Raw genomic sequence first — 18,836 nt, forward strand, 5'->3', positions numbered from 1 at the left:
TTCCGGAGCGGGAGTTCCGGGGGTCTCAGGAGGTGATGGGCAGGGAGTCTCCGTTGGAGCCGGACGTGTTGAGGGGCGGTCCCACGGCCAGCCGGGCGCCAGGGGTGCGGCCTTGTCCCCAGCCGATGCGACGGCGGTAGCTGCCGAGCAGGCCGGCCCGGTCGAGACCGTGCTCGTCGCGGACGGTGGGTTCGTCGGCCGGCAGGGGATAGGTCTGCGGGGCGACGTAAAGGGCGTCGGCGGGGCAGTTCGCCTCGCACTGGAAGCAGGTCTGGCAGTCCGTGTGGCGGGCAAGGACCGGGATGCCGTCCTCGCCCCGGTCGAAGACATTGGTCGGGCAGATCTTGATGCACTTGTCGCAGGCGATGCAGCGCTCTGCCGAGACGAGTTCGATCACGAGGCCGCCTCCAACGGTGCGGCCACCGGCTCGGGCCGGGTCCACACCGCGTCGAGCCCGCCGGTGACGATGCGGTGGCGCTGTGCGGGGTCCTGCCCGGGGAAGTCGAGGCGCCGTGCCATGCCGCGGCTCTCGGTGCGGGCGAGCGCGGAGGCGTACATCCAGCGGGCGTGTGCGGTCATCGCCGCGGCCTCGCGGGCTCGTACGACATCCGCTCCCGTGCCGCGCAGTGCGGAGCGGGCCTCGTCCCAGGTGGCGTCGAGCGCTGCCAGCGAGGTGGTGAGGGTCGTGCCGTGGCGCAGGTAGTTCTTCTCGTACGGCAGGACCTCGCCCTGAACCGCCGCGATCACCTCGCGGTGGGCGCCTGCCGGGCCCGCTGCCCCGGTCGGCCGAAGGCCCGCCCCGCCGCTCGGTGCCAGCCGGCGGGTGGCGCCCCGGTGACCGACGGACAGGGCGTACCGGGCCGCCCCCCGGCCCGCCCAGGTGCCCGAGGAGATGGCCCAGGCGGCGTTGTGGCTGCCGCCCCCGGTGAAGCCGCCGCAGATCAGCTCGCGGGTGGCGGCGTCCCCGGCCGCGTACAGCCCGGCGACGGTGGTGGCGCAGTCGTCTCCGGTGATGCGGATGCCGCCGGTGCCGCGCACCGTGCCCTCGGCGAGCAGTGTGATCGCGAACCGTTCGGTGAACGGGTCGATGCCGAGCCGGTCGAAGGTGAGGAAGAAGTTCGGCTGGGCCAGTCGCATCGCCCGCCGGGCCGAGGCGTCGGCACGGTCGAGACGGCAGTACACCTTCTCGTGCAGCAGAGCGCGGGCGATCACCGACCGGCCGCCCTGGCTCGCCGCGCCTTCGAGGACGGTCCCGTCCGGGTGGTAGAAGGTCGCGAAGGTGTAGAACGCGGTCTTGGTGACCGAGGTGCCCTCGGGTGCGATGCCGTAGGCGTTGGAGAACTCCATGCCGGACAGCTCGGCACCCGCCTCGGCGGCGAACAGGGCGCCGTCTCCGGTGTTGACGTTGCAGCCGAGCGCTCCGCTCAGGAACGCACAGCCGCCGGTCGCCAGGACCACCGCCCCCGCGCGCACCCGGTACGCCCCGCCGGCCTGCCGCCGGTAGCCGCGGGCCCCGGCGACCGCCCCGGACGGGTCCGTCAACAGCTCGGTGACCGGGCTGTGGTCGAGGACGCGTACCCCGGCCCGCTGGACGCGGATCCGCATCCGGCGCATGTACTCGGGCCCTTGCAGGCCGTTTCTGAGCTGCGTTCCGTCCGGCCCGGTGGGGAAGGGGTACCGGCCCGCCGCGGCCAGCTCGTTCATGCCCGCGTACGTCTGGTCCAGGACGCGTTCCTTCCAGCGGCGGTCGTCGAGGTGTCCGCCGAGCTTCTCCCGGCTCGCCATGGCCGCCTCCCGCGCGACGGGGTCCGGCGGGACGTACCAGACGCCGGTGCCGCCCGACGCGGTCGCGCCGCTGGTGCCGCAGTAGCCCTTGTCGGCGAGGACGACCTCCGCTCCGGCCTGGGCCGACTTGAGCGCAGCCCAGGTGGCGGCGGGGCCGCCGCCCACCACCAGGACGTCCGTGGTGAGGTCGAGGCGGGTCATGACGGCTGTCCCACGGTGGCGGCGTGCGGGGTGAGCCGGCCCGCGGGGCGGGGGAGCCCGTAGTGCTCGCGCAGGGTCCGCCCGGTGTACTCGGTACGGAACAGGCCCCGGTCCTGAAGGACCGGCACGACGTGATCGACGAAGTCCTCCAGGCCGCCCGGCAGATGCGGCGGCATGACGTTGAAGCCGTCGGCGGCGCCCTGCGTGAACCACTCTTCGAGCTGGTCGGCGATCTGCTCCGGCGTCCCGGCGAAGACCCGGTGGCCGCGTCCGCCGCCGAGGCGCGCGATGAGCTCGCGCAGGGTCAGGCCGTCCCGCCGGGCCAGTTCGGCGACCAGGGTGAAACGGCTCTTGTTGCCGTTGATGTCCCGCTCCTCGGGCAGCGCGGGCAGCGGACCGTCCAGCGGCAGCCCGGTCAGGTCGGTGCCGAGCATCCCCGACAACTGGGCGAGGCCGTACTCCGGCACCTGGAGGTCGGTCAGCTCCTGTTCGAGGGCACGGGCCTCCGCCTCCGTCGAGCCGATCACCGGGCAGATCCCGGGCAGGATCTTCAGGTCGTCCTCGGAACGGCCGTAGCGGGCGAGGCGGTTCTTCACGTCCTTGTAGAAGCCCTGCCCGTCGGCGAGGGTCTGCTGTGCGGTGAACACGGCCTCGGCGTACTGCGCGGCGAACTCCTTGCCGTCCTCGGACGAACCGGCCTGCACCAGGAGCGGGTAACCCTGGGGGCTGCGCGGCACGTTCAGCGGGCCCTGCACGGCGAAGTGCTCACCCCGGTGCTCGATGGGCCGCACCTTGCCGGTGTCCGCGTAGATCCCGCGCACCCGGTCGAGCAGGACCGCGTCGTCCTCCCAGCTGTCCCACAGCTCGGTGGCGACCTCGACGAATTCCCGCGCCCGGTCGTAGCGCAGGCCGTGTTCGAGGTGTTCCTCCTGCCCGAAGTTGCGGGCCTCGTCGACCGTGCCGGAGGTGACGATGTTCCAGCCGGCCCGCCCGCCGCTGAGGTGGTCGAGGGAGGCGAACTTCCGGGCGGTGTGGAAGGGCTCGTTGAAGGTGGTGGAGACGGTGGCGATCAGGCCGATGCGCTCGGTCACCGTCGCCAGGGCGGACAGCAGCGTGAGCGGTTCGAAACCGCCGAGCGCGTTGTGTTTGACCTTGCCCCACAGGGCCAGGCCGTCGGCGAAGAAGATCGAGTCGAGCTTGCCGCGCTCGGCGGTCTGCGCGAGGTGCTGGAAGTAGCGCAGGTCCGTGAGGCGTTCGGGCTGGGTACGCGGATGCCGCCAGGCGGCGTCGTGGTGGCCGGCGTTCATCAGGAAGGCGTTGAGGTGAAGGCGGCGGGGTCTGGCTGCGGGCACGGAAAACTCCTCCGGGTTCCTTGCGCGGGGGCGTTGGGGGCGAATGCGGGCGTCAGCTCGTCGCGGGGACGCGCCATGAGCTGAGCCGTTTCTCCACGGCCACCAGCAGCTGGTTGAAGGCCACGCCGATGACGGAGATCGTGACGATGCCCGCGTACATCTGCGGAATGGCGAAGTTGTACTGGGACGCGTTGATCAGATAGCCGAGACCGGCCTTGGCGCCGATCATCTCGGCGGCGACCAGGACGACGATGGACACCGCCCCGGCCAGCCGGATTCCGGTGAAGATCGTCGGCACCGAGGCCGGCAGGATCACCTTCTGGAACAGCCGCGGGGCGGACAGGTCCATGGATTTCGCCAGCCTCAGCAGGGTGGGGTCGACGGTGCGTACCGCGCTGATGGTGTTGAACAGGATCGGCCAGGCGCAGGCGTACACCACGATCGAGATCTTCGACGTCTCGCCGATGCCGAGGAGCAGTACGAACACCGGCAGCAGGGCCAGCGCGGCGGTGTTGAGGAAGACCTGCAGCAACGGATTGAGGAGATCGGCGACGGGCCGGTACCAGCCGATGAGCAGGCCCAGCGGTACGGACACTGCGACGGCTATGCCGAATCCGCTGAACGAACGCACCAGGCTCGCCTGTGCGTTGTCGGCGAGCTGGCCGTTGGCCACGAGTCCCCACCAGGCATCGGCGACCTCGCTGAACGGCGGCAGGAAGGTCCGGTCCACCAGGCCGAAGCGGGGCGCCAGCTCCCACGCGAGCAGCAGGGCGACGATCGCCACCGACTTGGTGACGCCGGTCAACACCGCGCGCAGGACGCGGGACAGCACGGAAGCGCCCGGGGACCGCGGCCTGTCCGGCTTGATCGGCGCAACGGCCGCGGGCTCCTCGGCGGACGCCGACGGTGTGCCGGTGGTCGGCGCGGAGCGTTCCTCCAGGAGCTTGAGTTCCTCCGGAGTCGTGAGTTCCTCCGGAGTCGTGAGTTCCTCCGGAGTCCTGAGTTCTTCAGGAGTCCTGAGTTCCTCAGGGGCCTGGTGCCGAGTGCTCGAACCGCTTGCGAGGCTCATACGGAGACCTCCTCCTTCTCCAGCAGTTGGGTCCTGGTCACCTCGTCGTGCAGAAGCGTCCAGATCTCGTGTCGGTACCGCGCGAACTCGGGACTGGACCGCAGGTCGTCCGTCTCCGTGCGGGAGTCGAAGCCGATCGGCACGACCTGCTTGATACGACCGGGCCTGGAGGTCATGACGGCCACCCGCTGACCCAGGTAGACGGCCTCCTCGATGCCGTGGGTGATGAAGACGACGGTCTTCCCGGTGCGCTGCCAGATGCGCAGCAGCTCGTCCTGGAGCGACTCCCTGGTCTGGGCGTCCAGCGCGGCGAACGGCTCGTCCATCAGCAGGACGTCGGGGTCGTAGGCGAGGGAGCGGGCGATGGCCACGCGCTGGCGCATGCCGCCCGACAGCTCGTGCGGATGACGGTTCTCGAATCCGGAGAGCCCGACCAGGTCCAGGTACTCGCGGGCCCGCCCGGTGCGCTCACGCCGTGGCACGCCGGTCGCCTCCAGGCCGAATTCGACGTTGCCCAGGGCGGTGCGCCAGGGCAGCAGGGCGTACTGCTGGAAGACGATGCCGCGGTCCAGGCCGGGCCCGGTCACGGGTTCCCCGTCCAGCAGGATCCGTCCGCCGGTCGGCCGGGCGAGCCCGCCCAGCAGGTCCAGCAGCGTGGACTTGCCGCATCCGCTGGGGCCGACCACGACGACGAACTCCCCGGCGCCGATCCGCAGGTCGACACCGTCGAGGGCGGTGAACTCGCCGTCCCCGTGCGCCGGGCCGCGGCCCTGGGCCCACCCCCTCTTGGCGGGAAAGGTCTTGCGCACCTGCTCGAACTCGATCTTGGGAGTGGTGGAATCCGGCATGGGTCAGCTCCCGCTCTTGGAGGTCGCCTTGGCCGCGGAGGACTTGGCCTTCGGGCGGTACGCGTTGAACTCGTTGGTGTAGAGATCCGACGCCTTGACCTGGCCCTTTTCGATGTCACCGCGCTTGCTGAGCCAGTCGATCCACAGCTGGAGTTCCTTGTCGGTGATGCGCCCGGCGGTCTCGGCGACGCCGAAGGACTTCCAGTACTTCAGCGGACCGGTGTCCTCGTTGCGGCCACGCTTCTTGACGATCTCGATCTGGCGGGCGATGACCTCGTCGCGCGGTCTGGCGCGGGCCCACTCGATGGCGCGCGCGACGCCCGTGACGAAGGTGCGCGCGGTGTCGGGGTTCTCCTTGAGGAAGCGGTCGTTCACCACATACGTGCCGGCGGAGAAGTCGCCGAGCAGCTGATGGTCGGTGAACAGCGGCCGGATGCCGCCGGTCTGCCGGGCCTTGTCGCGCAGGATGTCGCCGAGGACGCCCACCTGGATCTGCTTCTGTCGCAGCGACTGCTCGGTGTTGACCGGGGGCACCACCAACGGCTCGACCTTCTTGATGTCCGCCTGCGACAGGCCGTGGCGTTGCAGGTAGATGTCGAGCATCGCCTCGGAGTGCGCGCCGAGGGTGTTCATCCCGACCTTCTTGCCGATCAGGTCACGGGCCGAGTGGATCGGGCTGTCCTCGAGGACGTAGAAGCCGTTGTAGGCCGCCTTGTCAACGCCGTAGTAGCTGATGACCGACGTGATGGGAGCCTTTCGCGCGGCGAGTTTGACGACGGCTCCGTTGAACGCGCCGCCGAAGTCGACCTGCCCCGTGGCCGCCGACTGGATGTCCTGCGGCCCGCTGATCGTGTTGCCGACCCACTTCAGCTTCACGTCCTCCAGGAAGCCCAGGTCCTGGGCCAGTTCGGGCAGGATGACGGACCCCGCCCACCCCTGGTACCGCAGCGTCTTGGTCTGATCCTTGGCCGCGCCACCGCCCCCGGTGCCGCAGCTGACGGCGACCGCCGAGACACCCAGCAGCGTGAGGAACTGTCGTCGGCTCGATGGGCTGGTCAGCGTGCTTATGGAACTCATGGAAGGGTCCTGTTCGAGTCGGTGGGCGGAGCGGCGGAGGTACGCGTGTGGGGGCGGTGGCGATGACCGCCGGCTCCGTGACGTGACGAATCGGCCTGGGGCGTCAGGACAGCCCGAGGTGCGAGAACGGAAAGGCAACGGGTGCGGTGAGAGGAAACAAGCCGGCGCGCATACCGATCCCGGCGGATTTCAGGTGGTATGCGGCGGGAATCACCGGCCGACGGGGGAATCCCGGGCCGGGTGACCGGACCGGAATCGCGGGTCGTTCAGGAGGTGACGCTGGTCCGGGCTCTAGCAGCCAGCGGCACAGATGGCACTGGCCTGGCGTCGCAGATCGACGTGCAGGCGTGCAGTGAAGTTCTCCGAGGGACTCACACTCGGAGGCTGGCAGCGAAAACCAGCCACGTCAATGAGGCGAGAGCCGTGCGCGCACATTCTGATTCTCCCGCCATGCGCGCGCAGCGTCGCGTTCACAATTCGCGGTGCGCGGGTGGTACCCGGCCGCCGCCGGCAGCTCGGTCCCGTCGCTCGGCGCGGACCCGTCCGATGCACGTACGTACGGTCCCGGGCAGACGCAGTGGATCCGCACATCGCCGGTGCGCCGCCCTCCGCACGGACGCGCTCCGTGCGGAGGGGCGGCGCACCGGCGATACCGTGCATCACCCGGAACCAGGGTCGGTCACGCCGCAACCGCCTGGCTGACCCGCGCGCAGGTCTCGGCGGACCTGAGCCAGTTGGTGAGGTCGGCGCGGGCGCGGGCCACCCGGGAGCGCACCGTGCCGATGGGGCAGCCCACGACCGCCGCGGCATCCGCGTACGGCATCCCGACCAACTGGGTGAGAACGAATGCCTGGCGCCGCTCGCCGTCCAGCGCGTCGAGCAGTTCGCGCAGCGCCAGGCCGTCGTCGAAGCCCGGCAGTCCGCTGGGCTGGCGGTGTTCCGCGACCGCCTGCCAGTCCTCGACGTCGGCGATGCGCGGGCGGGCGGCGGCGGACCGGTAGCGGTCGATCACCACACGGCGGGCGATGGACAGCAGCCAGGTGCGTGCGCAGGAGCGCCCGGCGAATCGCGGCAGGCTGGTGAGGGCGCGCAGAAAGGTCTCCTGGGCGAGGTCGTCGGCGCTGTTCGTGTCGCCGCTCAAGTGCGCCACGAATCGCCATACATGGCGGTGGGAGCTGCATATGAAGCGCTCGACGGCGTCGGGGTCGCCGTCCCGTGCGGCCAGCGCCAGGGTGGTGAGCTGCTCGTCGTCCACGACGGTCCGGGCGCTACAGGCCGGACCAACAAGGGCAGGGATCATCGCCACATGTCCTTTGGAGGGTGCGGGCCGTACCAAGGCATGGCACGGCCTCATCGGTGAGCGGCACTCCCGGTACCCGTGCGAAGGCCGGTGACGACGTCAAGCGACATGGTCGACGGCCGTACGTCTGTGGGCAGGCCGGAGGGCCGCAGGGCCAAGGGCCGGCGTGTGGGGCGGTGCCGCTCGACGAGGTAGGAGGGAGGCAGCCGCGCGGACACGCCGGTACTCCGCCCGCCACCGATTCCATGCGCCGTGCAGCAAGGGGGAGTGGGGGATCCCGGACGGCATCGACAACAGCGCGTCATCGACGGCATTGGCGTCCATGACGGCGTTGCAGGATCCGGACGGTGCCGGGAAGGTCCCAGGACGGGCGGTCAGCAGTGGACGGAGAGCCTCGGTGGGCCTCTGGGGGAGACGACGTGGTGCAGGAGCACCCCGCGCAGGCGCGGGACATGACCGGCACCGGCCACCGGGCGAGCGGGCGGCTTCGGGCCGGGCCGGCCCAGCGTCGTCAGGATCAGCAGCAGGGGTGTGAACAACGTCGCTGTCGCACTGCGGGCGAGCCGGAACGCAGCCGCCTCGCCGCGCCACATCCACAAGCCGCACAGGAGCGCGGCCAGCGTGTGGGCAAGGAGCATGCCGAGGGTGCCGTGGCCGGAGTGCATCGTCTGCATCCGGCTCATGTCGTGGTGCATTGCACCCATACCGCCCATGTGTGCGGCGGTGATCGCGGGCAGGTCCCCTGTGCCCGCCAAGCCGGTCATCCCCTGCGCGTCACCCATAGACGTCGGCGGAGGTACCCGGGCGGTCCCTGGGGTGAGGCCGGCTCCCCATGACTGTGCCAGGTCGAACAGGCGGTGCAGACCCAGCTGGGCCAAGACGGTGGAGCCGGTCACGGCTAACGCGCCACGCTCCCGCCCTGCCAGCCGCCATGCCGCCCAGCCCGTGACGCCGAATGCGGCAACCAGCGCCCACCAGGGCAAGGGCTGCGCGGACATCAACGCATGCCCCAGGGCCGCGGTCGTCACGCACACGGCCGCGAAGATCGCGGCGCGCACGGCGCGTGAAACCGACCCGGCAGACATGTTTGACATCGTGCCAGCAGGTTCGCCCGCTCGGGAGAGGGCGTGGTGCGTCGGGCCGGTTGTTGTCAAGATCGGCTAATGCACCGTGCGCGCGGTCAACTGAGCGGTAGGCCGCCTGAGATGGAGGATGGGCACGACGCCTCCGTTCGCCTCCGCCCAGGAAGGGGAGCACGCGCCACGCGGGCGCAGCGTGCTCCCCTCCCGGTTCGTTGCTCAGCCGAAGAAGCGGCGCAGCGGGGCGATCCGGCGGATCAGCAGCCAGTCCAGCGTCAGGATGAGCAGCATGGAGATCCCGGCGAGGGGCATGGCCACCCCGAGGATCAACATGATCAGCGCGACGCCACGGGTGACCCGGGCGTCCTGCGCGCGGCGGGGTGCGCCCAGGCCCTTGCCGGTCGGACGGCGGCGCCACCACATGACCACGCCGCTGACGGCCATGCCGATGACGGCGAGGCAGGTGCCGAGGGCGACCAGGAGGTTGGGCCATCCGAAGCGTTCGCCCTGGTGGAGGGCGATGCCTTCCTCGACGAGCTTGGACAGCAGGCCGTACTGGGGCCAGCCGTAGGAGGCGAGCACCTTGCCGGAGTACTGGTCGAGGAAGAGGGTGCGCTGCTGTGCGGGGTCCGCCTCCGACTTGCCGGAGATCGTGTAGACGCCCTTCGGGCCCTGCGGCAGGGTCACGGTGAAGGTGCCGGGCACGCGCTCGTGGTGGGCGATGGCGACGGCCCGCTCGATGGAAAGACTGCCGGGCGCGGCACCGTCTCCGCCATGGCTACCCATGTGGCCGGCGTGGCCCTCGTGCCCTTCCTGCCCGCCCCCGGTCTTCGAGGTCGGGACCTGGACCTTCTCCGCCGCCCAGGGCACGGACGTGTCGGGGTTGGAGGTGAGGTGGTCGGCGGTGGTGGCGAGCTTTGAGGAGACCTTGTAGTCCTCCGCGCTGGGCGTGCCCTGTTTCGTGGCGGTGATGACCTTCTGCAGCTGCTGGCCCCAGATCCCGGTCCACGGCAGGCCGGTGGCGATGAGCAGGAGCAGGAAGGCGGAGACGGCGGCGCCGACGGTGGCATGCCAGCGCCGCAGTCCGCGCCGTCCGCTCCGGCCACGGCGGGGGCGGGCCCGCCACCACAGGTACAGGCCGGTGCAGGTCAGGATCGCGGCCCAGGATGCGGTCAGCTCCATGAGGCGGTCGCCGATGTCTCCGCTGAGCAGGTTGCCGTGCAGTTCGCGGACGTTCTGCATGAAGGTCTTGCCGTTGTCGACCGACCCCAGCACCTTGCCGTCGTACGGGTTGACGTAGACCGACACGGTCGGTGCCCAGGGGCCGCCGCCGTCCGCGGCGAGGGTGACCATCGTGCTGTGCTCGCGGTCGCTCGGCGGCGTCACGGACTGGATGGTCGCCTCGGGCTTCGCCTTGCGTACGGCGTCGACCTGTTCGGCCAGCGGGACCGGCTCGGCGCGCTGTGCGGCGTGGACGGTGCGCAGGTCCTGGTAGACCCAGTTCTCGTACGCGGGCTTGAACAGGTAGATGCCGCCGGTGACGGCGAGCAGCACCAGCAGCGGAGTGACCAGCAGACCGGCGTAGAAGTGCCAGCGCCACAGGGCCTTGTACAGCTGGTTGCGGGAGGGCCGTGCGCGGTCGGTGCCGCCCTCCGGCCGGGTCTCGGGCGGTGTGTCCGGTCTGTCTTCGGACAGGCTCGGGGCGTGCGTCATTACGGGGTGTCTTTCGTCGTACCGTGCGGCCGCGCAGCAGCGTCGACCGCACGTGATGGCAGGAGGGATCCGGAGGGCCGTGGGGGTAGGGCGCCCGCCCGGCGGGCGGGCACGCGAAGCGCCCTCCGGATGCCGCGTGGGCCGCGCAGGGCACGGCGGAGCTCAGGCTCCGGGCTGCGGAACCTGCGCGACACGCGGTGATCAGTACGAGAAGGACAGCGGTGGTCCACGGCGGACGACCGCATGCCGGACCACTGCCAGGTGCGGTTGCCCGGACGCCACGAGCCGCCGGAAACGCCGGGGGCGGCCGGCCCGCACGGGCATCGCGACACCCGCGACAAAGAGGCGGATCAGCCGGTACAGCGACCGGTCGGCACCGGCAGCCAGCGCTGCCAACAGCGCAAATACCGCACGCTCACCGCGGTGCAGCCACCAGGCACACACCAGGCCCGCCAGAAGGTGCGCGGCCGGCATGCCGAGCCCCGCGTGCTGCATGGCCGGCATGGCGTGCGCGGTGTGCCCGCCGAGCCCCATGTGCGCACCGTGCTGGTGGGACGGTGGACTGTTCCAGTCCATGCCCGCGCGCCGCACCATCCGGTGCATCGCCGAGCGGAGCGCCGGCGTCGGATCCGCCGAGCCGAAGTGACCGCACAACAGCAGATCCGCCCAGGCCGCGGCCTTGCCGGTGGACTCGGCGGGTGCCACGCACAACCCCTGTGCCCAGGAGAAGAAGAGGTGCAGCCCGCCCTGACAGGCGAGAATTCCGCCGGTGATGACCGGCAGGGACCGCTCACGTCCGGCGGCCAGACCGGCGCACACGAACACCGCCGCCCCAGCCGCCGCCAACGTCCACGTCGGCAGCGCGGAACCGGACATCACAGCATGGCCCGCCGCGGACAGCACAACGCAGACCGCGGCGAACACCGCGGCCCGGACATATCGCAGCGCGGCGGTGGCAGGCATGGCGCCGACATCATGCCAAGGCACCCCATCGGATTCGGACAGGGGGTGGCTGAATGTCGACCTCGCGGTGTGTGCAGGGGATCCCTGCCGCCAGAGGCTCGGCCGGGAAGCCCACCCGGGAACCAGAGGCCCGGCCCGTACGACTGACTGTGCCGGACACCAATCAGCCGGACGCCGATCCAGGGGTCGAGGTCTTCGGGAGGGCCGCGGGTGCGAGCGAAGCGTGGTACGGAGGCGGAATCGCCGTCGGGAGCGGAGACCGGTGGGGCCGACGGGGCCGACAGGGCCATGGCCCGGTCGCCCGGTGCGAGCCCCGTGGTGACCGTACTGCTGACGTCCGCGATGGCCTTCTCGATGATGCAGCTCTTCCTGATCGGTGCGCTCGGGCCGCGCCTGGTCGGTGGGCTGGGGATCTCCCGTACGGTGCTGGGCCTGACCACGACGGCGGGCTTCGGCGCGGCGGCGCTGCTGTCGCCGGTGGCGGGGCGGTTGGTGGACCGGGTGGGGCCGCGGCGCTGCCTGGTGGCGCTGTTGCTGCTCGCCGGCGTCTCGTTGGCCTTGATCGGGGCGGCTCCCGGGGCGGCGGTGCTGCTGGCTGCGGTGACGCTCGGCGGTCTGCCGCAGGCCCTGGCCAACCCGGCGACCAACAAGGTGATCCTGGCGGCCTTTCCGAGCGAGCGGCGAGGTGGGGTGACCGGGCTCAAACAGTCCGGGGTGCAGTTCGGCGCCTTCGTGGCGGGGCTGCCGTTGTCGCTGCTGGCGGCGGGTGTGGGCTGGCGTGGTGCGGTGTGGGCGGCCGCGGGTACGGCGGCGTTGGCCGCGGTGTGGGCCGCCCTCGCGCTCCCACCCGACGCGCCCGCGACGGCCACGAGCCGACGCCGCGCGCCCTCCGCACCCGGCGTGACGAGGCGGCTGGCGGTCTTCTCCTTGCTGCTCGGCTGCGGTATCGCCTCGGTCAACACCTACCTGGCGCTGTTCGGCACGCAGCGGCTGGGCCTCTCGCCCACCACGGCCGCGGCGTTGGTGGCCGTCCTGGGGGTCGCCGGGATCGGCGGACGCATGGGCTGGTCGCGTGCGGCGGGGCGGCCGGGACGTGCCACGTCGCTGCCCGCGTTGCTGGCAGCCGGGGCGGTGGGCGCGGCACTGCTCCTCGCCGCCGCGGTCCTGGCGCATCCGCTGGTGTGGGTGGCGGCGATCGCTGTCGGGTCGTTCGCGGTGGCGGCGAACGCGGTGTCCATGGTCCTGGTGATGCAACGCGCGGCGCCGGGGCGTGCGGGTCAGGATTCGGCGCTGGTGTCGGCGGGCTTCTTCGCCGGCTTCGCGGTGGGTCCGCCGGTGTTCGGCGTCCTGGTCTCGGCCTGCGGCTACGGGCCGGGCTGGCTGCTGGTGGCGGCCGAGTTCGCGGCGGCCGCACTGATCGTCGTTCCGCTGATGACGCGTCGCCGAGAGGATGCGGGATGAGGACGGCTCCGGGAGCGGCGGGATGGGCCGGCCGGGCGCTCGCGTCCGTACTGAAGCGGGTGTCGGTGACGGCGGACGAGGTCGGTGAGCGCTTCCCGCTGTACGCGGACGCGGACGGCGGGGCCTGGACGACCACGTCCCGGGGTTCGTGGACCGGCGGCTTCTGGGCCGGCCTGTTGTGGTTGCGTGCGCTGTCCTCGGGCGTCCCGGAGCACCGGAAGGCGGCGGCCGACTGCGTACGGCGGCTGCGGTGCTGGGTCGAGCAGGACACCGCCACCCGCGGCCTGGTGCTCTGGTACGGCACCGCCCTGGCCGCCGGGCCCGGTGGCGACGAGGCGGCGGGCGCGCTGAGGGAGGAAGCGGCGCGGGCCTGCCTTGCCGCGTACGACACGCGGCTGGGGCTGGTGCCGTGGGGCGATGCCTTCGGCGGGCCGCGGTTGCTGGCGCGAGCGGACGGGGTCCCGGGGCTCGTCCCGCTGCTGGCGCAGGCGCCGGGCGGCGGTCGGGCCGCCGCGTACGGTCATCTCGGCCGGCATCTCGTCCTGTGCCTGGCCCAGGAGCCTCCGCGTCCCGCGTGGCAGGCCCGACGGCACGGCGGATGGACGGCCTGCGCCGAGCCCGCGCCCGGCTGGAGCCGTACCGTGGCGTGGCTGCTGCTGGGGGTCGCCGACGGGATCCACTGGCTGGGGGACGACGGTCTGCGGGAGGCGGCGGGGCGGCTTGCCGCGCTGCGCCTCGGCCCGCATGCGCCGCTCGTCCCGCCTGCTCAGGAGGGGCATCGGAGCGGCCTGGTGGACACCTCCGCCGCCGCGATCGAGGCGGTGGCCGCGCTGAAGCTGTCCGCGCTTGCCCGGACCGCGGGGGACGGGCAGGAAGGCGACCGGCTGGCGGAGCGCGGACGCCTGATTCTGCGTCGGCTCGTCGAGGCACACCAGTCCCCGTCGGGTGCGTTGCTGGACGGCTGCTACGACGCCGGGCGCGCCCTTGCCACCCGCCATGAGCTGATCTGGGGGGACTTCTTCCTGGCGTGGGGGCTGGCGGTACTCGTCGGACTGGCGGAGCCCTTCACGATGTGACGTCGTAAGTGCGCAGGACCCGGCGCGCCACCGCGGCGATGTGCAATTCGTCCGGGCCGTCCAGCAGCCGGGCCATGCGCCCCATGCGGAACAGCCCCGGCAGCGCGGTATCCGGACCGAGCCCGGCCGCGCCGTGCACCTGGATCGCCGCATCGGCGACCTGCTGGAGCATCCGGGCCGCGGCGACCTTGGCGAGCCCGGTCTCCAGCCGGGCGTCCTCATCCGCGTCCAGGCGAGCCACCGCCTCGTACACCAGCGGCCTGGTCGTGCGGATCGCCAGCAACGCATCGAAGACGAGCTGTTGTACGAGCTGGTGGTCGGCCAGCGGGCCGGACGACAGGCTTCGCGACCGGGCCCGTCCACACATCAGGTCGAAGGCCCGCTCGGCCTGACCCAGCCAGCGCAGACATCGCAGTACGCGGCCGAACCGCAGCCGTTCGCCGGCGATGCGCAACGCCTTGCCACGCTCGCCGACCAGGTGGTCCGCGGGCACGGTGACACCGTCGAGTGCGATCTCCCACTGGCCGCCCGCTCCCAGGACGGGCAGTTCGCGCACTACCCGGAATCCGGGCGCCGACGTGGGCACCAGGAACAGCGACAGGCCATCGCCCTCGCCGGTCCGGGCCATCACGGTCACCAGATCGGCCTCGCCCGCACCCGTGATGAACCACTTACGGCCGTGCAGGGTCCACGTCCCGTCGTGGCCGGGACGGGCGCGGGTGGCGGTCAGTGCCGGGTCGGTGCCGGGTGTTTCCGGCTCGGTCATCGCGTAGCAGGTGCGCTGTTCGCCGGACGCGATCCGCTTCAGGTGGCGCTCCCGGACGGTCGCGGTGGCATGGCGGCCGAGCATCAACACGTCCAGCAGGGGCGCCGAGCCGAGAGCGGCGGGGCCGTGGTCGCTGGCCCCCTCCGCCTCGGCGAGGTGCGCATAGCGGGACAACGACAGGCCCTGTCCCCCGAACTCTTCGGGCAGCGGCAGCGCCCACAGCCCGGCGTCCTTCGCCTCCGCCTGGAGCCCGCGTAGCTCGGCGCGTGCGGCCGGCCCACCCGCGTCGAGCACGCTCTCGGCGGGCATCACCCGCTCCCGTACGAACGCCGCCACGCGCCCGCGCAGCTCGGCGAGCGCACCGTCCGGCAGTCCGGACCCGGTGCGGCCGAGGGCAGGGGCAGCGCCCGGGGTGCCGTGCGCGCGCTCCATGAAGTTCACCGCTTTCCTCCGCATCCACCGGGAACTCGGTGAACGGACAGTCCGACTTGCTGGCTGTGGAGTTGGTCGGCCCCGGTCGTCGTCTGGTTCCCGTACGTCTACCGCCGTGCGAGACACGGGGCGCATCGCCGCCGCCGGAGAGGAACGCCGTGAAAACCGTGGGTCGACCCACCGGTATCGATACGTGCCGGACCTTGCAGGATGTGGAGCTACGGGTCTTCGGCCCCGCAGCGCTCACCGTCCCGGCGCTCGACCATCTGCGGGCGCTCGGAGCCAAGGCGCAGGCATCGCCGCCCGTGCAGACGGGCCCCGCCCGCTTCACCGCGACCGGCCTGGGACCGGGCGAGGCCACCGTGCACACCGCCTGGGCGGATGTCCTGCCGGAAGCGGACGCCGCCGACGAAGCAACCGTCCAGGCAGTCAGCGGGACGATGCACGTACACGGCAGGCGCGACGGCGCACCGCGTGGCCTCGCCGTCGACTACGCCGCCACCTGTGCCTCCGTCCTCAGCGTGCAGGGTCTGCTCGCCGCGCTCCTGGGCCGGGCGCGCGGCGGCGGCACCGCGGATGTCGCCACGGGAGCCGACCGGGCCGCGCTGCTGACGATCTCCCAGTACATCGCCGCGGCGAACGCACCGGAAGCGGAGGCCGTCCCCTCGGCTCCCGGTGGTCCGCCGTTCACCGCCGCCTGCGGCACCCGTTTCGAGTTGGAGGCGCTGGATCCCGCCCCCTGGGCCCGGTTCTGGCGCGAACTCGGCGCGCCCGAAGAGGCGATCCGCATCGGCTGGCCCGCCTTCCAGTTCCGTTACGCCACCGCCTGCGCACCCCTGCCCCAGAACCTGCACCGGACGGCGAACGCCGCCACCTGGACGCGCATACGGGAGGCCGCCGCCGCATCGGGGGCCGAGGTGTGCGCCCTGCACACCCTGGCCCAGCGGGCGGCCGAAGCGGCCTCCGCCGCGCCCTGGACCCTGACGCCACACACCGGGACGGCGCCCACGTCCACCGCCGGCCCCCTCCCTGACGGCGCCCGCCCCCTCACCGGCCTGACCGTGCTGGAAGCGGGCCGCCGCATCCAGGCCCCGCTCGCCGCCCATCTGCTCGGCCTGCTCGGCGCCGACGTCGTACGGATCGAACCGCCGGGCGGCGATCCCCTGCGCGGGATGCCCCCGTGCACATCGGGTGTTTCCGCCCGCTGGCTCGCCCTCAACCGCGGCAAGCGCGCCGTGGAGATCGACATCAAGTCACCCGCCGGGCAAGCCGAGTTGCGCGAGCTGACGGCCGATGCGGACGTCTTCCTGCACAACTGGGCCCCAGGCAACGCGGAACGGTACGGGCTGGACGCCGGCCGTCTCGCCTCCGTCAACCCCGGCCTGGTGTACGCCTACACCAGCGGCTGGGCGAACCGACTGCCCGACGCCCCCATGGGCACCGACTTCATGGTCCAGGCCCGCACCGGCGTCGGCGAAGCGGCCCGGCCCGCCGACGAGCCGCCCGCCCCGTCCCTCATGACCTTGATCGACGTACTCGGTGGACTGGTCGGCACCGAGGCCGTCCTGGCCGGCCTGCTGCTGCGCGAGCGCACCGGTCGCGGCGTACACCTGGAGTCCTCGCTGCTCGGCGCCGCAGAGACACTCACCGCCCCCGCGCTGCGACGGGCCGCGGCGGGCCGCGACCCGCGCCGCCCGGCCGGATTCCGCCGCCCGCTGCCGACAGCCGACGGATGGGTGGCACCGGCCGACGACTCCTCCCACGCGGCGGACGCCGACTCGGCACGGCTGCGCGATATGACATCGGACCAGGCAGTCGCCGCCCTGCGCGCCCAAGGCCGGTCCGCCACCGCCGTCACCACCGACCTCACCGCGCTGCCGGAAGACCCGCGTCTGCGCGGCGCCTTCACCCGCGATGCGCACGGTTCCCTCGTCGTCCCCTCGCCCTGGAGGTTCGCATGACCGTCCGGTCCCCGGCCCAGCTGTCCGCCCGGTTCCACGATCTGGTCCCCCCGACACTGCGGCGCGCCTGGGCCGCCGAAGGCCACTGCCCCGACCTCGACCTGTACGCGCTGTTCCGCGCCCGGCGCATCGCCGACCCGCACGCCGTGGCCGTGATCGACGCACGCGGCGAGGTCAGTTACGCCGAACTGGACCACCAGGCACGCTGTCTGGCCACCGGGCTCGCCGAAGCGGGCGTCTGTCCCGGTGACGTCGTAGGCGTCCAACTCCCCAATAACAGAGAGGCGGTGGTGGCCGACCTGGCCGTGGCCGCGCTCGGCGCCATCGCCCTGCCCTTCCCGGTCGGACGCGGCAGACGGGAAGCCGTGTCGCTGCTTGGCCGCTCCGGAGCCCGTGCGGTCATCGCCGCGTCCGAACACCGCGGCGTCGAGCACGCACAGGAACTGGCCGAACTGTCCACACTGCCGGGCGAACTGCCCGCCCTGCGCGCGGTGATCGCGGCCGCCCCCGGACCGGTTCCCGACGGCTGCCTGTCGCTGGCCGAACTCCTCCGCACCGACGCGACCGCTTTCACACCCGCGCGCCCCGCCCCCGACACCGCGGCCCGGATCCTGGTCTCCTCCGGTTCGGAGGCCGAGCCCAAGATGGTGGCGTACTCCCACAATGCGCTCGCCGGCGGCCGTGGCAATGCCCTCGCCGCCCTGCTCCCCGACGGCACGGCGCCCCGCTGCCTCTTCCTTGTACCGCTCGCCTCGGCCTTCGGCAGCAGCGGAACCGCCGTCACCCTCGCCCGGCACGGCGGATCCCTCGTCCTCCTCGACCGCTTCACGCCCGACGCCGCGCTGGAAGCGATCCGCACCCACCGGCCCACCCACGTCCTGGGAGTGCCCACCATGGTGCGCATGATGCTCGACCGGCTGCCGGACGGACGCGCCGTGCCGACCGGCCTGACGGCCCTCGTACTCGGCGGCTCCGCGCTCGACGCGGCCACCCGCGACGAGGCCCGCCGGGCCTTCGGCTGCGCGGTGGTCAATTTCTACGGCTCGGCCGACGGCGTCAACTGCCACGGCGGCCTGACCGAGCGGAACGCCGCCGATGACCTCCCCGGCAACGGCCCGGACGAGGGCCCGGGGATCAAGGTGGGCAGGCCGAATGCCGGCGTCTGCGAGATCCGGATCGCCCCGCTGCCAGGAGGATCCTCCGACGACGCGGGAGAGATCATCGCGCGCGGACCGATGTCCCCGCTCTGCTACGTCGGCGCACCCGAGCTGAACATGCGCTACCGCACAGCCGACGGCTGGGTACGGACCGGCGACCTCGGCATGCTGGACGCCGAGGGCGCGTTGCGCGTCGTCGGCCGCCTGAAGGACATCGTCATCCGCGGCGGCGCGAACATCAGCCCCGCCGAGGTCGAACGCGAGCTCTCCGCCCACCCGGACATACGGGAGGTGATGTGTGTCGGGGTCCCCGATCCGCTGATGGGCGAGCGCCTCGCCGCGTGCGTGGTGCCACGGCCCGGCCGGAAGCCCGGACTGGAGAGCCTGCGTTCCCACTTGGACGCCCGTGGACTGGACCGCCGGAAGCACCCGGAGCGTCTGCTGCTGGTGACCGACGAACTGCCGCTCACCCCGGCAGGCAAGCCCGACCGCGCCGCACTACGGGAGCGGGCCGCCGCCGAACTGCCCGCCGACCACGCACAGGCGGGCTGATGCAACGGGGGAGGGGCCGCACACCGCGGCCCCTCCCACCTCTC

General features: G+C 72.3%; 16 protein-coding genes. 4 read left to right on the top strand and 12 right to left on the bottom strand.

Annotation, left to right across the window (positions count from 1 at the left end):
- Window positions 1-25 precede the first annotated feature (25 nt).
- From AC5677_RS36830 to AC5677_RS36880, 11 genes are all read right to left on the bottom strand, one after another.
- The gene (locus tag AC5677_RS36830; RefSeq protein WP_497192236.1) at window positions 26-397 is read right to left on the bottom strand and encodes a 4Fe-4S dicluster domain-containing protein; all 372 of its coding nucleotides are present in this window, start codon (window positions 395-397) and stop codon (window positions 26-28) included.
- Window positions 394-1,986 carry an FAD-binding protein gene (locus AC5677_RS36835; protein WP_497192237.1) on the bottom strand — a complete coding sequence of 531 codons (1,593 nt, stop codon included), beginning with the start codon at window positions 1,984-1,986 and terminating at the stop codon, window positions 394-396. Before AC5677_RS36835 ends, AC5677_RS36830 begins: the two co-directional genes overlap by 4 nt.
- Entirely contained in the window at window positions 1,983-3,338 is a 1,356-nt protein-coding gene (locus AC5677_RS36840) for an LLM class flavin-dependent oxidoreductase (protein WP_497192238.1), read from the bottom strand. Before AC5677_RS36840 ends, AC5677_RS36835 begins: the two co-directional genes overlap by 4 nt.
- Window positions 3,339-3,390: 52 nt before the next feature.
- Window positions 3,391-4,407: an ABC transporter permease gene (locus AC5677_RS36845; RefSeq protein WP_497192239.1), complete on the bottom strand. Its 1,017-nt coding sequence runs from the start codon at window positions 4,405-4,407 to the stop codon at window positions 3,391-3,393.
- Window positions 4,404-5,255 (bottom strand): ABC transporter ATP-binding protein, encoded by an 852-nt coding sequence (locus tag AC5677_RS36850; protein WP_497192240.1) that lies wholly within the window; start codon window positions 5,253-5,255, stop codon window positions 4,404-4,406. Before AC5677_RS36850 ends, AC5677_RS36845 begins: the two co-directional genes overlap by 4 nt.
- 3 nt (window positions 5,256-5,258) lie before the next feature.
- On the bottom strand, window positions 5,259-6,332 hold the full coding sequence (locus tag AC5677_RS36855; protein ID WP_497192241.1) for an ABC transporter substrate-binding protein: 1,074 nt from the start codon (window positions 6,330-6,332) through the stop codon (window positions 5,259-5,261).
- A gap of 291 nt (window positions 6,333-6,623) precedes the next feature.
- Entirely contained in the window at window positions 6,624-6,992 is a 369-nt protein-coding gene (locus AC5677_RS36860; RefSeq protein WP_497196894.1) for a putative leader peptide, read from the bottom strand.
- Window positions 6,993-7,011: 19 nt separating this feature from the next.
- On the bottom strand, window positions 7,012-7,632 hold the full coding sequence (locus tag AC5677_RS36865; protein WP_497192242.1) for a sigma-70 family RNA polymerase sigma factor: 621 nt from the start codon (window positions 7,630-7,632) through the stop codon (window positions 7,012-7,014).
- Between the two features lie 374 nt (window positions 7,633-8,006).
- The gene (locus AC5677_RS36870; protein WP_497192243.1) at window positions 8,007-8,717 is read right to left on the bottom strand and encodes a hypothetical protein; all 711 of its coding nucleotides are present in this window, start codon (window positions 8,715-8,717) and stop codon (window positions 8,007-8,009) included.
- Between the two features lie 213 nt (window positions 8,718-8,930).
- A complete protein-coding gene (locus AC5677_RS36875) occupies window positions 8,931-10,424 on the bottom strand; it encodes a PepSY-associated TM helix domain-containing protein (RefSeq protein ID WP_497192244.1) in 1,494 nt (497 codons plus the stop codon).
- 201 nt (window positions 10,425-10,625) lie between these two features.
- On the bottom strand, window positions 10,626-11,387 hold the full coding sequence (locus AC5677_RS36880; protein ID WP_497192245.1) for a hypothetical protein: 762 nt from the start codon (window positions 11,385-11,387) through the stop codon (window positions 10,626-10,628).
- A gap of 210 nt (window positions 11,388-11,597) precedes the next feature.
- Between AC5677_RS36880 and AC5677_RS36885 the strand changes: the two genes are divergently transcribed.
- Together AC5677_RS36885 and AC5677_RS36890 are read left to right on the top strand one after the other, a co-directional pair.
- Complete coding sequence (locus AC5677_RS36885) at window positions 11,598-12,848, top strand: MFS transporter (protein WP_497192246.1); 1,251 nt, start codon at window positions 11,598-11,600, stop codon at window positions 12,846-12,848.
- A complete protein-coding gene (locus AC5677_RS36890; RefSeq protein WP_497192247.1) occupies window positions 12,845-13,924 on the top strand; it encodes a sugar ABC transporter permease in 1,080 nt (359 codons plus the stop codon). Before AC5677_RS36885 ends, AC5677_RS36890 begins: the two co-directional genes overlap by 4 nt.
- Here the strand turns inward: AC5677_RS36890 and AC5677_RS36895 are convergent.
- The gene (locus tag AC5677_RS36895; protein ID WP_497196895.1) at window positions 13,914-15,122 is read right to left on the bottom strand and encodes an acyl-CoA dehydrogenase family protein; all 1,209 of its coding nucleotides are present in this window, start codon (window positions 15,120-15,122) and stop codon (window positions 13,914-13,916) included. The genes AC5677_RS36890 and AC5677_RS36895 overlap by 11 nt on opposite strands.
- A 212-nt stretch (window positions 15,123-15,334) precedes the next feature.
- Here AC5677_RS36895 and AC5677_RS36900 point away from each other — a divergent pair, with 212 nt between their 5' ends.
- Both AC5677_RS36900 and AC5677_RS36905 read left to right on the top strand, forming a co-directional pair.
- Complete coding sequence (locus tag AC5677_RS36900) at window positions 15,335-17,083, top strand: CoA transferase (RefSeq protein ID WP_497192248.1); 1,749 nt, start codon at window positions 15,335-15,337, stop codon at window positions 17,081-17,083.
- Complete coding sequence (locus AC5677_RS36905; RefSeq protein ID WP_497192249.1) at window positions 17,080-18,792, top strand: class I adenylate-forming enzyme family protein; 1,713 nt, start codon at window positions 17,080-17,082, stop codon at window positions 18,790-18,792. Before AC5677_RS36900 ends, AC5677_RS36905 begins: the two co-directional genes overlap by 4 nt.
- Window positions 18,793-18,836 lie beyond the last annotated feature (44 nt).

The sequence above is a fragment of the Streptomyces sp. JLSY215 genome, assembly GCF_059682825.1.

Bases quoted from the DNA above. Each gene is read 5' to 3' on its own strand.
- AC5677_RS36835 (WP_497192237.1), bottom strand. From the start codon at position 1,986: ATGACCCGCCTCGACCTCACCACGGACGTCCTGGTGGTGGGCGGCGGC.
- AC5677_RS36845 (WP_497192239.1), bottom strand. From the start codon at position 4,407: ATGAGCCTCGCAAGCGGTTCGAGCACTCGGCACCAGGCCCCTGAGGAA.
- AC5677_RS36850 (WP_497192240.1), bottom strand. From the start codon at position 5,255: ATGCCGGATTCCACCACTCCCAAGATCGAGTTCGAGCAGGTGCGCAAG.
- AC5677_RS36855 (WP_497192241.1), bottom strand. From the start codon at position 6,332: ATGAGTTCCATAAGCACGCTGACCAGCCCATCGAGCCGACGACAGTTC.
- AC5677_RS36860 (WP_497196894.1), bottom strand. From the start codon at position 6,992: ATGCACGGTATCGCCGGTGCGCCGCCCCTCCGCACGGAGCGCGTCCGT.
- AC5677_RS36865 (WP_497192242.1), bottom strand. From the start codon at position 7,632: ATGATCCCTGCCCTTGTTGGTCCGGCCTGTAGCGCCCGGACCGTCGTG.
- AC5677_RS36870 (WP_497192243.1), bottom strand. From the start codon at position 8,717: ATGTCTGCCGGGTCGGTTTCACGCGCCGTGCGCGCCGCGATCTTCGCG.
- AC5677_RS36875 (WP_497192244.1), bottom strand. From the start codon at position 10,424: ATGACGCACGCCCCGAGCCTGTCCGAAGACAGACCGGACACACCGCCC.
- AC5677_RS36880 (WP_497192245.1), bottom strand. From the start codon at position 11,387: ATGCCTGCCACCGCCGCGCTGCGATATGTCCGGGCCGCGGTGTTCGCC.
- AC5677_RS36890 (WP_497192247.1), top strand. From the start codon at position 12,845: ATGAGGACGGCTCCGGGAGCGGCGGGATGGGCCGGCCGGGCGCTCGCG.
- AC5677_RS36895 (WP_497196895.1), bottom strand. From the start codon at position 15,122: ATGGAGCGCGCGCACGGCACCCCGGGCGCTGCCCCTGCCCTCGGCCGC.
- AC5677_RS36905 (WP_497192249.1), top strand. From the start codon at position 17,080: ATGACCGTCCGGTCCCCGGCCCAGCTGTCCGCCCGGTTCCACGATCTG.